11 protein-coding genes are annotated in these 13,221 nt (G+C 72.9%); 6 read left to right on the plus strand and 5 right to left on the minus strand.

Features of this window, described 5'->3' with window-relative positions:
- Positions 1-10: 10 nt before the first annotated feature.
- Both NVV95_RS15455 and NVV95_RS15460 read right to left on the minus strand, forming a co-directional pair.
- A complete protein-coding gene (locus tag NVV95_RS15455) occupies positions 11-853 on the minus strand; it encodes a siderophore-interacting protein (protein ID WP_259487442.1) in 843 nt (280 codons plus the stop codon).
- Positions 854-950: 97 nt separating this feature from the next.
- Positions 951-2,603, minus strand: coding sequence for a phytoene desaturase family protein (locus NVV95_RS15460; protein ID WP_259487443.1), 1,653 nt, complete (start codon positions 2,601-2,603; stop codon positions 951-953).
- A 42-nt stretch (positions 2,604-2,645) separates the two neighbouring features.
- Between NVV95_RS15460 and NVV95_RS15465 the strand changes: the two genes are divergently transcribed.
- Positions 2,646-6,662 carry a proline dehydrogenase family protein gene (locus tag NVV95_RS15465; RefSeq protein WP_259487444.1) on the plus strand — a complete coding sequence of 1,339 codons (4,017 nt, stop codon included), beginning with the start codon at positions 2,646-2,648 and terminating at the stop codon, positions 6,660-6,662.
- A 160-nt stretch (positions 6,663-6,822) separates the two neighbouring features.
- Here NVV95_RS15465 and NVV95_RS15470 read toward each other — a convergent pair whose 3' ends face one another.
- Positions 6,823-7,209 carry a GntR family transcriptional regulator gene (locus NVV95_RS15470; protein WP_259487445.1) on the minus strand — a complete coding sequence of 129 codons (387 nt, stop codon included), beginning with the start codon at positions 7,207-7,209 and terminating at the stop codon, positions 6,823-6,825.
- A 4-nt stretch (positions 7,210-7,213) separates the two neighbouring features.
- The gene (locus tag NVV95_RS15475; protein WP_173182027.1) at positions 7,214-7,642 is read right to left on the minus strand and encodes an Lrp/AsnC family transcriptional regulator; all 429 of its coding nucleotides are present in this window, start codon (positions 7,640-7,642) and stop codon (positions 7,214-7,216) included.
- A 182-nt stretch (positions 7,643-7,824) separates the two neighbouring features.
- Between NVV95_RS15475 and ddaH the strand changes: the two genes are divergently transcribed.
- The 3 genes from ddaH (at position 7,825) to NVV95_RS15490 (ending at position 10,490) form a co-directional block, all read left to right on the plus strand.
- Positions 7,825-8,691: a dimethylargininase gene (gene ddaH / locus NVV95_RS15480; RefSeq protein ID WP_259487446.1), complete on the plus strand. Its 867-nt coding sequence runs from the start codon at positions 7,825-7,827 to the stop codon at positions 8,689-8,691.
- Positions 8,692-8,729: 38 nt separating this feature from the next.
- Positions 8,730-9,989: an ornithine--oxo-acid transaminase gene (gene rocD / locus NVV95_RS15485; RefSeq protein WP_259487475.1), complete on the plus strand. Its 1,260-nt coding sequence runs from the start codon at positions 8,730-8,732 to the stop codon at positions 9,987-9,989.
- Positions 9,990-10,139: 150 nt separating this feature from the next.
- Positions 10,140-10,490, plus strand: coding sequence for a helix-turn-helix domain-containing protein (locus NVV95_RS15490; protein WP_259487447.1), 351 nt, complete (start codon positions 10,140-10,142; stop codon positions 10,488-10,490).
- Between the two features lie 46 nt (positions 10,491-10,536).
- On the opposite strand, the gene NVV95_RS15495 is transcribed toward NVV95_RS15490, so the two are convergent.
- A complete protein-coding gene (locus NVV95_RS15495; RefSeq protein WP_259487448.1) occupies positions 10,537-11,490 on the minus strand; it encodes an NADP-dependent oxidoreductase in 954 nt (317 codons plus the stop codon).
- 132 nt (positions 11,491-11,622) lie between these two features.
- On the opposite strand from NVV95_RS15495, the gene NVV95_RS15500 reads away from it, so the two are divergent.
- Both NVV95_RS15500 and NVV95_RS15505 read left to right on the plus strand, forming a co-directional pair.
- Positions 11,623-12,300, plus strand: a complete 678-nt coding sequence (locus NVV95_RS15500; RefSeq protein WP_259487449.1) for a GntR family transcriptional regulator — start codon at positions 11,623-11,625, stop codon at positions 12,298-12,300.
- A 115-nt stretch (positions 12,301-12,415) separates the two neighbouring features.
- Entirely contained in the window at positions 12,416-13,186 is a 771-nt protein-coding gene (locus NVV95_RS15505; protein WP_259487450.1) for a phosphatase PAP2 family protein, read from the plus strand.
- The last annotated feature ends 35 nt before the right edge of the window (positions 13,187-13,221 follow it).

A 13,221-nucleotide genomic window follows, 5' to 3' on the forward strand; every position in this document is an offset into this window, starting at 1 on the left:
GCCGGGCGGGTCAGCTGCGGCGCCAGTAGCCGTTGAGGGCGACGCGGGCTGCGGGCAGGGCGAGCTCCTTGCGGAGGTGCTGGCGGAGGGGGACGAGCGCGTCGGCCTCGCCTGCGCCGAAGACGAAGGTGCCGTCGTCGAGCGGGCCGAGCCCGCGGAGTGCCGCGAGGAGCTGGCCGGGGCCGTGCTCGCGGAGGAGCCAGAGGATGTCGGCGCGCATCCGGAGCTCGTCGGGGAAGTAGGCGCGGGCGCGGGCGTCGTCGACCTCGAGCAGCACCGAGACGGGTGTGGCGGCGGGCAGCTGCTCGAGCCAGCGGGCGATGGCGGGGAGCGCGGACTCGTCGCCGAGGAGCAGCACGCCGGTCGCGTCGAGGGGGAGGCCCTTCGAGATGCGGGGGCCGCCGACGGCGAGGGGGTCGCCTGGGCGGGCGCTCGCGGCCCAGGTGGAGGCGATGCCGTCCCCGTGCAGCAGGACGTCGAGGTCGAGCTCGGCCGGGCGCTTGGGGGTGGCGGGGCGGAAGGTGCGGGGGGTGTAGTCGCGGGGGTGGATGGTTGCTGGTGGGTGGATTTTCGCTGGTGGGTGGATCGGGGCCGGTGCGTCGCCGGGGGCTTGGCGGGTGGTGGGGCCGGCCGCCGGTATTCGGGGGGTGGGCACCGTCAGCACGCCGGTCGTCGGGTCGGGGAAGAAGACCTTGACGTGGTCATCGGGGCCGGTGGCGGGGAAGTCGTCCAGCTCGGGGCCCGTGAGGGTGACCCGCGCGAAGACGGGGGTGACCCGGGTGACGCCCACCACGGTGAGGGGGCGCAGCGCCGGCAGGTGATGGGTGGTGGGGCGATCGAAGGGGGCGGGCATCCGGTGGTCTCGTGTCGGGCGCGGTGGGCGAAGCGCGGGTGGTTGGTCGGAGCGGCGGGCCGGCGCGGGTGGTGACTCGGGGTCGGGGTCGCGGCCGTCAGAGGGCGTCGTCGAGCACGGCCATCGCCGCGCTGTGGCCGCCGAGGCCCGAGACGCCGCCGCCGCGGCGGGTGCCCGCGCCGCAAAGCAGGATGCGCGCGTGCTCGGTCGCGACACCCCAGCGCTCGGCGGCGGTGGCGCGCGGCGCGTCGTCGGGCAGGAAGGGCCAGCTGAGCGGGGCGTGGAAGATGTGTCCGCCGGGGAGGCCGAGCGCCTGCTCGAGGTCGGCGGTGGTCTTGGTCTCGATGCAGGGGCGGCCGTGCGCGTCGGTGAGCAGGAGCGGTTCGATCGGCTCGGCGAGCACGCTGTTCAGCGACTCGAGCACGGCGGCCTGCAGTTCGGCGCGGGCCTCGGCCCGGTCGCACCCGGCGACGAGGCGGTGCGGAGTGTGCAGGGCGAAGACGGTGAGGGTCTGCGCGCCCTGCTCCCGCAGCTCAGGCGACAGGATGCTCGGATCGGTCAGCGAGTGGCAGTAGATCTCGGCCGGAACCGGGCTCGGGATGCGCCCGCCCTCGGCGTCGAGCACCGCCCGCTCGAGCTGCGACTCGAGTTCGTTGATGTGGAAGGTGCCGCCGAAGGCCGCCTCGGGCGGCACGGTCTCGTCGCGGAGGCGGGGGAGGCGGCTGAGCAGGAGGTTGGTCTTCGTCTGAGCGCCTTCGGGGATGGGTGCCGGCCAGGGTGCCGGGGCGGGCGTCGCACCGGTTCCGCCCGGAAGCAGGTGGGCCAGGACCGCGGGGGCGACGTTCGCCAGCACGTAGTCGCCGTGCACAGTCTCGTCTCGGGTGGGGGTGGTGATCGTGTCGTCATCGGGGTCGTGATCGTCATCGTGGTCGCCGTCCACGGCGGCGGTTCGGTAGACCACCTCGCCGCTGGGTGCGATCGACACCACCTCGGCGCCCAGGCGGAACTCCACTCCCGCCTCGCGCGCCACCCGCTCGAGCTCGCCGGTCACGGCGCCCATCCCGCCGACCGGCACGTCCCAGTCGCCCGTCCCGCCACCGATCACGTGGTACAGGAAGCAGATGTTCTGCTGCAGCGACGGGTCGTCGAGCGATGCGAACGTGCCGATCAGGCCGTCGGTGGCGACGACACCGCGCACGAGGTCGTTCTCGAAGCGGTCGCGCAGGGTGCGGCCGAGCGGATGCTCGAACAGCTCGGTCCACAGGGCGTCGTCCCCGAGCATCCGTCGCACCTCGGACTCGGTCGGCAGCGGGCCCGTCATCGTCGGCCAGACGGCCGCGGCCACCCGCGCGAGGTCTGCGCCGAGCGCGTCGAAGGCCTCGGCGTCGCGGTCGGCGCCGATGGCGGCGAAGGACGCCCGGGTCGCTTCGATGTCGCTGTTGTCGATGAGGAGGCCGCGGTCGGTGCCCGGCTCGGGTGTGTAGGAGGAGTAGCGGCGGCGGATCAGCCGGAGCTCGAGGCCGAGGTCGTCGATGATCGTCTGCGGCAGCAGGCTGACGAGGTAGGAGTAGCGGCTGAGGCGCGCATCCATGCCGTCGAAGGCATACGCCGAGACGGCTGCGCCGCCGAGCACCGGTTGGCGCTCGAGCACACAGACCCGTCGGCCCGCGCGGGCGAGATAGGCGGCGGCCACGAGGCCGTTGTGTCCTCCACCGACGACGACCACGTCGAAGTTCTGCACAGCTGGCATGCCCTGAGCCTAACGGCGGCACCCGCGATCTATTCTCGGAGCATGACCGCGCCGCACTCCCACCCGTCCGAGCCTGCCCTCGCGGCGCCTTCACTGGGCGAGGCCGCGGTGGCGCTGGCGCGGCGGTGGGTCGACGAGAGCGCCGATGCGCCGGTCGACCCCGCGGCGGCGCGGCTGGCGGGGGTGCTGAAAGACCCAGACGGCCTGGGCTTCACGGTGGGCTTCGTCGACGGTGTGGCACGCCCCGAAGACCTCGCCGTGGCGGCCAAGAACCTGAAGCGACTGGCCGAGCGGGTGCCGCACTTCCTCCCTCCGGCGCTGCGGGCGGCGGTGGTCACGGGCGGCGCCGTCGGCGAGGTGCTGCCGCTCGCGGTGGTTCCGCTGGCGCGGCGGGTGCTGCGGGCGATGGTCGGGCACCTCATCGTCGACTCGCGCCCCTCGAAGTTCGGGCCGGCGGTGAAGAAGCTGCGCGAGGCCGGCGAGGGCGCCGTGCGGCTGAACATCAACCTGCTCGGCGAGGCGGTGCTCGGCGACGCCGAGGCCGCGAACCGCTTGAACGGCACGAAGAAGCTCCTGCAGCGCCCCGATGTCGACTACGTCTCGGTCAAGGTCTCGTCGGTCGCGGCCCAGCTGTCGATGTGGGCCTTCGACGAGACGGTCGAGCGGGTCGCCCAGACGCTCATCCCGCTCTACCGCATCGCGGCGAGAAAGAGTCCGCTGGGGCTCGAGATCGAGAACGGGCTGCCCGACCGCACCTTCATCAATCTCGACATGGAGGAGTACCGCGACCTCGACCTCACCATCGCGGTCTTCCAGCGCATCCTCGACGAGCCCGACTTCCTCGACCTCGAGGCCGGCATCGTGCTGCAGGCCTACCTGCCGGATGCGCTTCCCGCCCTCCAGCGCCTGCACGCGTGGGCTGCCGAACGCCGCGCCCGCGGCGGAGCCCCGATCAAGGTGCGGGTCGTGAAGGGCGCGAACCTCGCGATGGAGCACGTCGACGCGGCGCTGCACGGGTGGCCCCTGGCCACCTTCGACACCAAGCAGCAGACCGACACCAACTACAAGCGGGTGCTCGACTGGGCCCTGCGCCCCGAGCACGTCGGCGCCGTGCGCATCGGCGTCGCCGGCCACAACCTGTTCGACCTCGCGTGGGCCTGGCTGCTGGCCGAGCAGCGCGGGGTTACCGAGGCGGTCGATGTCGAGATGCTGCTGGGCATGGCGACGGGCCAGGCCGAGGCCGTGCGCAAGACCGTCGGCTCGCTGCTGCTCTACACGCCCGTCGTCGCGCCGAAGGAGTTCGACGTGGCCATCGGCTACCTCGTGCGCCGCCTCGAGGAGAACGCCTCCGACGCCAACTTCATGTCGTCCCTCTTCGACCTGGCCTCGACCCCCTCGGCCTTCGCCAAGGAGCGCGACCGCTTCCTGGCGTCGCTCGCGGCGCTGGAGGCGGAGCTGTCGGCGCCCCCCGCGGAGGGTGGCGTAGGCCGCGACGGCGGCGCTGGCGGCGCGGGCGCCGACCACCACGAGCACGGCGACGGTGCCGTCCACGAGCAGGTGGACGGTGACGGTGGTAGCAGTGGCGACGGTGGTGCGGGTGACGACTATGAGGAGGGCCAGGGGCAGGACCCCGGCGACGGTGACGGTGGCGCGAGTGGGGGTCGGTCGCTGTCAGCGCTGGAACGGGAGGCCGCGGAGGCGCTGCGGGAGGCGCTCGCCGAACTGGAGGCGGAGCAGGCGCGCCAGGTCTCCCTCGCCGAGCTCCGCGGGGAGCCGGAGGGCGACGAGCCCGACGCGGGCGTAGAGGGAGGCATCCAGCCGGGCGCGGAGGGGGTCGTTCCCGCCGGCAGCGTGGGAGGTGTGCACCACGGCGCGGAGGGAGTCGTTACCGCCGACGCGGGGGGAGTCGTCCACGCCGTCGCGGAGGCGGGTGCCCGGCCGTGGCCGGAACCATGGGATTCCGCCGGGGCCGAGCTCGGGCCGCGGCGCACGCAGAACCGGCTGACGGGGGACTTGGAGCCCGCCGCGGCAGAATTCCGCAACACGCCCGACACCGACACGTCCCTCGCCGCCAACCGCGCGTGGGGAGCGCGGATCCTTGCCCGGGTGGCAGGGTCGACCCTCGGCACCGAGACGATCGAGTCCGCGCGGGTCGACGACGAGGTTCAGCTCGACGGGATCGTCGCGGCCGCGGTCGCCGCCGGGGAGCGGTGGGGGGCCAGGAGTGCCGCCGAGCGCGCGGGGTACATCCGTCGGGCCGGCTACGCCCTCGAGGCCAACCGCGACCGCCTGATCGAGGTCATGGCGGCCGAGACGGGCAAGACCATCGACCAGGCCGACCCCGAGGTGAGCGAGGCGATCGACTTCGCCCGCTACTACGCCCACACAGCCCTCGAACTCGACACCGTCGAGGGGGCGGTCTTCGTGCCGTCGCGGCTCACCGTGGTGGTGCCGCCGTGGAACTTCCCGGTCGCCATCCCGGCCGGGGGAGTTCTCGCGGCGCTCGCCGCCGGCAGCGCCGTCATCATCAAGCCGGCCCCGCAGGCGCGGCGGTCGGCGGCGGTGATGGTCGAGGCGCTCTGGGAGTCGGGCATCCCGCGTGAGCTGCTCACCCTGGTCGACGTCGACGAGGGCGATCTCGGTCGGCAGCTGATGTCCGACGAGCGGGTCGACCGGCTCATCCTCACCGGCTCCTACGACACCGCTGCACTCTTCCGGTCGTGGCGGCCGACCCTGCCGCTGCTGGCGGAGACGAGCGGCAAGAACGCCATCGTGGTGACTCCCAGCGCCGACCTCGACCTGGCCGTGGCTGATCTGGTGTCCAGCGCCTTCGGGCACGCCGGGCAGAAGTGCTCGGCCGCGAGCCTCGTCATCCTGGTGGGTTCGGTGGCGCGGTCGGAGCGGTTCCGCCGGCAGCTCGTCGACGCCGTCACCTCGCTGACGGTCGGCTGGCCGACCGACCCGGCGAGCCGCATGGGTCCGCTGATCGAGCCCGCGAGCGGCAAGCTCGCCGAGGCTCTCACCACGCTCGGCCAGGGCGAGCGCTGGCTCGTCGAGCCGAAGCAGCTCGAGGGCAGCGGGCGGCTCTGGTCGCCCGGCGTGCGCGAGGGTGTGCTCCCCGGCTCCGACTTCCACCTCATCGAGTACTTCGGGCCGGTGCTCGGCATCCTGCATGCCACGAGCCTCGAGCAGGCGATCGAATTGCAGAACGCGGTGCCCTACGGCCTGACCGCCGGGCTGCACTCCCTCGACTCCGACGAGGTGCGGCAGTGGCTGGCGACGGTCGAGGCCGGCAACCTCTACGTCAACCGCGGCACCACCGGCGCGATCGTGCGCCGGCAGCCGTTCGGCGGGTGGAAGAAGTCGTCGGTCGGCGCGGGCGCGAAGGCCGGTGGCCCGAACTACCTGGTGCACCTCGGCGACTGGCGCGCCGAGCCGGGCGAACCCGGAGAGGGCCCCAACCTCGCCGGCCTCGAGCCGGCTGTCGTGCAGCTGCTCGAGTCGGCGACCGCCGGTCTCGACTGGACCGACTTCGACTTCGCCCGCCGCGGAGCCAAGAGCGACCAGGCCGCCCTCACCTCGTTCTTCGCGCCGAGCGATCCGTCGGCGCTCGAGGTCGAGCGCAACGTGCTCCGCTACCTGCCGGTGCCGGTCGCCGTCCGGCTGTCGGAGGGGCGGCCGCTGCACGAGCTCGTGCGGGTGCTCGCCGCCGCCACGCTCGCCCGCGCGAAGGTGTCGGTGAGCTCGGCGAGCAAGCTGCCGCGGCCCCTCCGGGTGCTGCTGAAGGAGCGCGGGGTCAAGGTCGTGATCGAGAACGACGCGGCCTGGCTGAAGCGGGCGCCGCAGTTCGTGGGGCAGGTGCCGCGCATCCGGCTGATCGGCGGCGACGCCGGGGCGCTCGCCGTCGCTCTCGACGGGTCGCCCGAGCTGGCGGTGCACGCCGGGGAGGTCACCCTCGCCGGACGCCTCGAGCTGCTCCCGTTCCTGCGCGAGCAGGCGGTCTCGGCCACGGACCACCGCTTCGGCAACCCCACCCCGCTCCTCGACGGCGTCCTCTGACCCGCTCCGCTCCGCCCGGCTCCAGCCCCGGCGGGGCGGAGCGGAAGGATGGGGGAGCGGCGACGCGGCCGACCGAGCTGCCCGGCCGCCTCCGTCCCCCGGGCCGGCGCCGTGGCCGTCAGTCGGCCGCTGACGGATCGGCCCGGGAAGAAACCACTACTCAGGGGCGCAGGCCGAGCGCCGCCGCGACCAGCGCCGCCGCCTCGTCCGGCGCCACCCCGAGGGCCGCCGCCCGGTCGGCGTAGGCCCGCGCCGCCGCCTGCATCTCGCGCTGCACCGGCGACCCGGTGGCCGCCACGAACGACCCGAGCCGCCCCCGCGTCTCGATCAGCGCATCCGCCTCGAGCTCGCGGTACGCCCGTGCCACGGTGTTGACCGCGACCCCGGTCGAGGCCGCGAGCGTGCGCACCGTCGGCAGCCGGGCCCCGGCCGCGAGCGAGCCGTTCACGATGGCGTCGCGGATGCCCGTTCGCAGCTGCTCGAACGGCGGCACCGACGACGCCGGGTCGATCGAGGGTGTGAAGCCGGGAGAGGTCGCGTCGGGCATCCGTTCACCGCCTGATCAGGTTCGACAGCACGATCGCGCTGCGCGTGTGGTCGACGTTCGGGGCGATGCGCACCCGCTCGAGCGCGTCTTCGAGGCTGGGGATGTCGCGCGAGCGGATGTGCACGATCGCGTCGGCGCTGCCCGTGACGGTGCCGGCGTCGACGACCTCGGGCACCCCCGAGAGGATGCGCTTCAGCTCGGCGGGCGCCACCGTGCCCCGGCAGAACAATTCGACGTAGGCCTCGGTGACCGTGCCGTCGAGCGCGGGGTTGAGCTGGATGGTGAAGCCCGTGATCACGTTGTCGGCCACGAGCCGGTCGATGCGCCGCTTGACCGCCGAGGCCGAGAGGCCGACGACCTGCCCGATGTCGCCGTAGCCACTCCGGGAATTGATCTTGAGCAGGTCGATGATGCGGTGGTCCAGAGCGTCCATGATCGACGATCTTACGGCAGAAACGTGCGTGAAGCCGCGCAAGGCGCACGAAACGCGAGCAGGATGCGCGGCATCCGTCGGATCGTGCGTGCGACACTGGGAGCGGCGTGCCCCGGTCGGGGCCTCAGGACAGCACGCTGGTCCGCCATCCGCCTCTCGCACTTCACCCTGTAGGAGAACGTATGTCGACGCCCACGCTCGAAGAGACCCATCAGCCCGCGACCGAGGCCCGCACCGCGAGCCCCCGCCACTACCTGATGTGCCGCCCCGACCACTTCACGGTCGCGTACCGCATCAACCCCTGGATGGACCCGGCCGTCCCCACCGACACCTCGCTCGCCGTGCGCCAGTGGCAGACCCTCTACGACACCTACGTGGGTCTCGGCCACACCGTCGAGCTGATCGACCAGATCGAGGGCCTGCCCGACATGGTCTACACGGCCAACGGCGGCTTCGTCATCGACGGCATCGCCTACGGTGCGAGCTTCACGCACGAGCAGCGCCAGCCCGAGGGCCCCGCCTTCATGCGCTGGTTCGAGCAGCGCGGCTACCGCGTGGTCGACCCGCAGAACGTCAACGAGGGCGAGGGCGACTTCCTGCTCGTCGGCTCGCGCATCCTCGCGGGCACCGGCTTCCGCAGCGCCACCCGCAGCCACGAGGAGGTCGCCGAGCTGTTCGGCCGCGAGGTCGTCACCCTCACCCTCGTGAACCCGAACTTCTACCACCTCGACACCGCGATCTCGGTGCTCGACCCCCTCACCGACGACGTCACCGCCAACATCGCCTACCTGCCGAGCGCCTTCGACGACGCCAGCCGCGCGACGCTCGAGCGGCTGTATCCGGATGCGATCCTGGTCTCCGAGGAGGACGGGTCGGTGCTCGGCCTGAACTCCATCTCCGACGGCCTGAACGTCGTGATCGCCCGGCGCGCGACCGGATTCGAGAAGCAGCTGCGCGAGCGCGGCTACAACCCGATCGGCGTCGACCTGTCCGAGCTGCTGCTCGGCGGCGGCGGCGTGAAGTGCTGCACCCTGGAGCTGCGCGCATGAGCGCCGCCGAGCAGGCGACCGGCACCGCCGCCCCCGGCATGGCCGTGCCCGGCACGGCCGCCGCCGAGGCCATCCGCCAGGTCGAGCAGCACGCCGCCCACAACTACCACCCCCTCCCCATCGTGGTCGCCACGGGCGACGGCGCCTGGGTCACCGACGTCGAGGGCCGCCGCTACCTCGACTGCCTCGCGGCGTACTCGGCGGTGAACTTCGGGCACGGGCATCCGCTGCTCGTCGACGCCGCCAAGGAGCAGCTCGACCGCGTCACCCTCACCAGCCGGGCGTTCCACTCCGACCGCCTCGGCCCCTTCGTCGAGGAGCTCGCGGCCCTCGCCGGCAAGGACATGGTGCTCCCCATGAACACCGGCGCCGAAGCCGTCGAGTCGGGCATCAAGGTCGCCCGCGCCTGGGGTTACCGCGTGAAGGGCGTGCCCGAGGGCCGGGCGACGATCATCGTCGCCGACGGCAACTTCCACGGCCGCACCACGACGATCATCAGCTTCAGCGACGACGCCTCCGCCCGCGACGGCTTCGGCCCGTTCACCCCCGGCTTCGTGCGTGTTCCCTACGGCGATGCGGATGCTCTGGCCGACGCCCTGGCCGCGCACCCCGACACCGTGGCCGTGCTGCTCGAGCCCATCCAGGGTGAGGCGGGCATCATCGTGCCGCCGGCCGAGTACCTGCCGCGCGTGCGCGAGCTGTGCACCGAGCACGAGGTGCTGTTCATCGCCGACGAGATCCAGTCGGGCCTCGGCCGCACCGGAGCCACCTTCGCCTGCGACCTCGTGGGTGTCGTGCCCGACGTCTACCTGCTCGGCAAGGCCCTCGGCGGCGGCATCGTGCCCGTCTCGGCGGTCGTCGCGAACCGCGAGGTGCTCGGCGTGCTGCACCCGGGCGAGCACGGCTCGACCTTCGGCGGCAACCCGCTGGCGGCGGCCGTCGGTCTCGCCGTGGTGCGGATGCTCGCGACCGGCGAGTACCAGGAGCGCGCCGCCCGCCTCGGCGAGCACCTGCGCCTCCGGCTCGAGGAGCTCGTCGGCCAGGGTGTCGTCACCGTGCGCGGGGCCGGGCTCTGGGCCGGCATCGACATCGACCCCGAGCTGGCCATGGGCCGCGCGGTCTGCGAGCTGCTCATGGAGCGCGGAGTGCTGGCGAAGGACACGCACGGCTCGACGATCCGCCTCGCGCCCCCGATCGTGGTCGAGCAGCACGAGCTCGACTGGGCCGTCGACCAGCTCGCCGAGGTGCTCGCGTCGCTCCGCGCCCCGGCGTCCACCCTCGCCGCGACCCGCGCGTAGCGCCCCCGAGCATCCGCTCGGCCCCACCGGGTCGCGCAAAGTCCGCTTGCCAAGAGGTCGAGGGGGCTTTTGCGCGACCCGGTTCTGCTGTGAGCAGAAGGGCGGGGCGGGCGGATGCGCGGCGAGCCCCTCACGGCCTAGCCTGACGTCATGCTGCTGCGCCACGCGATCGGGCACGTCCTCCGCCGACTGCGGCTCGAGCGCGGACTGACGCTGCGGCGCCTGGCCGACGAGTCGCGGGTGTCGCTGCCCTACCTGTCCGAGATCGAGCGGGGGCGCAAGGAGGCATCGTCGGAGATCGTGGCCGTGCTGTGCCGGGTGCTCGACGTCACGGCGGGGGAACTGCTCACGGAATCGGCGGCGGTTCTCGCCGCTGAGGACGACAGCCGCCTGGCGCGCCCGGGAGTGACGGTGCTGCACCTCGATGGTCGCGCCGCCCTGGAACGAGCTGCCGCAGGCGATCCGGCCGAGACCCGAACCGCTCTGCTGCTCGCGGCGTGATGGTGTGATGGCGTGACGGCCCGACGGCGCGCCGGCCAGCCCGCGGTCAGGCGCGCGGGTCGAGGATGACCTTGCCACGCAGCCCACCCGCCGCGAGGGCCTCCTGCGCCGCGGCCGCCTCGGCGAGCGGCCAAACTCCCGCGATCTCCACCTCGAAGCGGCCGGCCGCGATGAGGTCGGCGGCCACGCCGTAGGCCTCCCGGCGCCAGGCCTGCTCCTCGGCGGTGAGCGGATGCGGGCTGCCGCCCGCCCAGGCCCGGATGCCCAGCTCGTCGGACTTCGCGCCGACGACGATCGTTCCGATGTCGGAGCGGCGCTCGACCAGGGCGAACGAGACCTCGAGCGCCTCGTCGGTGCCCGCGGCGTCGAGCACGCGATCGATCCCGTTCGGCGCTGCGGCCTGAACGCGCGCGAGCAGCCCGTCGCCGTACTCGACCGCGATCGCGCCGAGCGACCGCACACGGTCGAGGTTGCGGGCGCTCGCCGTGGCGACCACGGTCGCACCCCAGACGCGGGCGAACTGGATGGCCGCCTGGCCGACCGCACCCGAGCCGCCGTGCACGAGCAGCGTCTGCCCCGCCGCGACCCCGAGCGAGCGCAGCGCCTGATAGGCCGTGCCGGCCGGCACGCCGATGCCGGCGGCCGCGTTCCACGACACCGCCGCGGGCTTGGCGACCACCTGCGAGGCCGAGGCCGGCAGGTGCGTGCGGTACGCGCCGGACGCCCCCTGCACGATGACCTCGTCGCCGACGGCCCACGAGCCGGGCGCGGAGTCGGCGACCGCCACGACGATGCCGGCCGCATCCGACCCCGGCACCCGCGGCTCGGTGATCGGCGGGCTCGGCCGCAGCCCCGATCGCAGCTTGACGTCAATCGGGTTGACGCCGATCGCTCTCGTCTCGACCACGACGCCGTCGCTCGGCGGCGTCGGCTGGGGAACTGTCACGAACTCGAGCACCTCGGGCCCGCCGAGGGTGCGGTACTGGATCTGCTGGGCCATCCCCCCATCCTGGACCCGGCGCGGACGATCCCCCTGTGAATTCAGTGCCGCATCCGTCACCGCATGCGAACCGCGGGAACCGGGCCGGGGCCCTCGCCGCGCGGGTAGAATCGAGCGGAAGGCAGGTGATGGATGGCCACGGGCACCGAGACGGGCAGCCGCGTCGACGACGCGTACGAGTGGCTGCTCGCCGAGATCACGGGGTTCCGGCTGCGGTCGGGCTCCCCGCTGTCGGAGAACCGCCTCGCGAACCAGCTCGGCATCAGCCGCACCCCGGTGCGCGAGGCGCTGCAGCGGCTCGAGAAGGAGGGGCTCGTCAAGCGCACCGACAACGCGCGCTTCACGGTCTCCCAGCTCACCGCTACCGAGGTGAACGACGCCTGCGACCTGCTCGAGGTGCTCGACACCTACATCGCCCGCAAGGCCTCCTCGACGCTCACCGACGAGGGCGCCGCCGCCCTCAAGGGCTACGTCGACGACATGTACCGGGCGGCCGCGAACGACGATCGTGCCTCGTGGGCGCTCGCCGACCAGCTGTTCCACCGCAAGGCGAATGCGCTGGCGGGCAACGTGCTGGTGGCCGAGACGGTGCGCGAGACGCGCCGACGCATCCAGCGCTTCTGGCTGCGGGCCGCCTCGCTGCAGAGCCGGCTGCTCTCCTGCGCCGAGGAGTACGACGAGCTCTACCAGGCCATCGTCGCCCACGACTACGCGGCCATCGAGCCGGCGGTGAAGAAGCACATCGGTCACATGAGAGAGCGGATGCTCGAGATGATCGCCGCGGCCGCCATCCTCCTCGGCGACGACTGACCGCGCATCCGCTTCTCTCGGCATCGAAATGGGTCAACCGCCGTTGACCGAAGAGTGGTAGGCAGGACTCGAGGCTGATTCGGCCGAAGCGGTGGATCAGCGAGAGGGCGGTGCCATGACGACGCTCAAGTCGGGGCGGCTGGCGGCCTGGAACGAGAAGTTCGTCGTCGAGGAGCGCTACCTCCCGGCCGCGACCCGGCGGCGGCTGTACCTGACGTCGGCGGTGCTGATCGTCGTGGGGCTCATCGCCTTCGTGGCCCTGCTGGTCGGGGTCGTGACCCACACCGGGTTCGAGCGGCTCGACGCCCCGGTCGAGGACTGGTTCGAGTCGACGGTGCGGCCGTCGACCACGTCGTTCATGGTGGTGCTGGCCGTGGTGTTCGGTCCGGTGGCGCTGCCGATCATCATCCTCGTGGTGCTGATCGGGTGGATCGTCGCCGCGCGGCACCTCTGGCGGCCGTTCCTGCTCGCGATCGGGATGGTCACCGGGGTGGTGCTCGCGCAGGTGATCGCGCCGATCGTGCAGCACCCGCGGCCCCCGATCGGCGAGATGCTGATGGGGCCCGACCGGTCGTTCTCGTTCCCGTCGGGGCATGTGCTCGGCACCTGCGACTTCCTGCTGATCACCTCCTACCTGCTGGCGAGTCGGCTTCAGCGTCGCTGGTTCGCGATCGCGGCGTTCACGGTGGCGATCGTGGCCATCGCGGCCCAGATCGTCAGCCGGCTCTACCTCGGCTACCACTGGATCAGCGACACGACGGCCTCGGTCGCGCTCTCCCTCGTCATCCTCGGGGTGATCATCGCCGTCGACACCCGCCGCACCGTGCGCGTCTCGGGCGAGCCCGTCACCGGGCCGGCCTCGCAGCCGCAGCGCGACGGCACCTGATCCGACCCGCCCACATCCCCTTCGAACCGGCCCAC

It is taken from the genome of Herbiconiux gentiana (genome assembly GCF_024978135.1).
Classification (GTDB): domain Bacteria; phylum Actinomycetota; class Actinomycetes; order Actinomycetales; family Microbacteriaceae; genus Herbiconiux; species Herbiconiux gentiana.

Bases quoted from the DNA above. Each gene is read 5' to 3' on its own strand.
- ddaH (WP_259487446.1), top strand. From the start codon at position 7,825: ATGTCGACGCCCACGCTCGAAGAGACCCATCAGCCCGCGACCGAGGCC.
- NVV95_RS15490 (WP_259487447.1), top strand. From the start codon at position 10,140: ATGCTGCTGCGCCACGCGATCGGGCACGTCCTCCGCCGACTGCGGCTC.
- NVV95_RS15505 (WP_259487450.1), top strand. From the start codon at position 12,416: ATGACGACGCTCAAGTCGGGGCGGCTGGCGGCCTGGAACGAGAAGTTC.
- NVV95_RS15455 (WP_259487442.1), bottom strand. From the start codon at position 853: ATGCCCGCCCCCTTCGATCGCCCCACCACCCATCACCTGCCGGCGCTG.
- NVV95_RS15465 (WP_259487444.1), top strand. From the start codon at position 2,646: ATGACCGCGCCGCACTCCCACCCGTCCGAGCCTGCCCTCGCGGCGCCT.
- NVV95_RS15495 (WP_259487448.1), bottom strand. From the start codon at position 11,490: ATGGCCCAGCAGATCCAGTACCGCACCCTCGGCGGGCCCGAGGTGCTC.
- NVV95_RS15500 (WP_259487449.1), top strand. From the start codon at position 11,623: ATGGCCACGGGCACCGAGACGGGCAGCCGCGTCGACGACGCGTACGAG.
- NVV95_RS15475 (WP_173182027.1), bottom strand. From the start codon at position 7,642: ATGGACGCTCTGGACCACCGCATCATCGACCTGCTCAAGATCAATTCC.
- NVV95_RS15460 (WP_259487443.1), bottom strand. From the start codon at position 2,603: ATGCCAGCTGTGCAGAACTTCGACGTGGTCGTCGTCGGTGGAGGACAC.
- NVV95_RS15470 (WP_259487445.1), bottom strand. From the start codon at position 7,209: ATGCCCGACGCGACCTCTCCCGGCTTCACACCCTCGATCGACCCGGCG.
- rocD (WP_259487475.1), top strand. From the start codon at position 8,730: ATGGCCGTGCCCGGCACGGCCGCCGCCGAGGCCATCCGCCAGGTCGAG.